1 protein-coding gene is annotated in these 1,402 nt (G+C 80.8%); it reads right to left on the reverse strand.

What is annotated here, in order from left to right; all coding sequences use genetic code 11:
- Positions 1 to 175: 175 nt before the first annotated feature.
- Positions 176 to 1,135 carry a hypothetical protein gene (locus ACFY00_RS38110; protein WP_388038873.1) on the reverse strand — a complete coding sequence of 320 codons (960 nt, stop codon included), beginning with the start codon at positions 1,133 to 1,135 and terminating at the stop codon, positions 176 to 178.
- Positions 1,136 to 1,402 lie beyond the last annotated feature (267 nt).

Raw genomic sequence — 1,402 nt, forward strand, 5'->3', positions numbered from 1 at the left:
CCCGCGCAGCCCCGCCCCGGCGAGCCCCCGCGCGCCTCCCGCTCCGACCCCGGGGCCCCCCCCCCCCCCCCCGCCCCCGCCCCCCCCCCCCCCCCCCCCCGCCCCGCCCCCCCCCCCCCCCCCCCCCCCCCCCGCCCCCCGCCCCGCCCCCCCCCCCCCCGGTCGGGTCGGGCGGTCAGCGGTGGCGGGCGGGGCGGTGGACGAGGACGAGGGTGAAACCGGCGGCGCCCAGGGCGATCAGGACGACGCCGCTGACCAGCAGGGAGGTCGGCGGCCGTCCGCTGTCGGCCGGGGACGGCAGGCTCGCGGCCGCGAGCGCGCCGGTGTCGGAGGCCGGGGGAGTGGGGGTGCCGCTCCGGGCGGGGGCCGGGAGGGCCTCGACACCGAGCACCTCGGTGCGGGGGCGGGGGACGGCCGACGCCGAGGCCGGAGCCGGTTCCGCGGCGGAGGGCTGCGCGGGCACGGGGGCGGGAGCGGCCGGGTGGGTGACCCGGAGGGTGGTGTGCGGGGCGGGGGCGGAGGTGTCCACCGACCCGGACCGGAGGCCGAGCCGGACGTCCACCTGCTGCGCGGCGGCGTCGGCGGTGACGGAGAGCCGGAAGGTGTAGCGGGCGCTCCCGCCCGGGGCGAGGTCGGTGGTCGGCAGGTCGCCGCCGCGCAGCGAACGGTCGCAGCCGACCGACAGCGGGAGGGCCTCCCATCCTGCGGAGGTCTTCACCTGGAGCAGCAACTCGTCGGCCCGCAGCGCCTGTTGCGGGTTCTGGGCGGCGTCGTTCCGGAGGGCGGGCAGCGGGGCGGCGTCCTCCAGGGCGGCGGTGCCGGTGTTGTCGATCTGCGCGGTGAACTCGACCGGGGCGCCGCCCGCCACCAGCGTCCGGTCCGCGCCCGGCAGGAGCGCCAGCGAAGCGGCCGGTGCCGACCGCACGGCCGACGGGGCCGCGGTCGCGGAGTCGGTGCCGGACGCGGAGGGCGAGGGCGCGGGCGCGGGTGCGGCGGAGGACTGCGCCGGGGTCGGGGTGGCGGTGGTGGGCGGCCGTTCGTCGCAGGCCCAGGCGGCGGGGGCGGTGCCGAGGACGAGGACGGTGCCCAGGGCGGTGCCGGCACCGAGAACGGCGAGACGGGAGTGGACGGCCACGGGAGTTCCCCCAGGACGGAAGCGGCGGGCGGAGCGTGCTCGGCACGCGCCCCCCGTCTCCCCGCTCTCGCCCGGACAATGCCGACCGGTTCCGGCCCGGTTTCGGCCTGCTTCCGACCCGGTTCCGGTCTGCTTCCGACCCGGAGCCGGAGCCGGAGCCGGAGCCGGAGCCGGGGTCGGGTCGGGGTGGGGTGCTGGTCAGGCGCGGTGGGCGAGGGTGAACTCCCAGGCGTCGGCGACGATCCGGTCGAGTTCGGGGCGCTTGGG

The sequence above is a fragment of the Kitasatospora sp. NPDC001540 genome, assembly GCF_042894345.1.
GTDB classification, from domain to species: Bacteria; Actinomycetota; Actinomycetes; order Streptomycetales; family Streptomycetaceae; genus Kitasatospora; species Kitasatospora phosalacinea_C.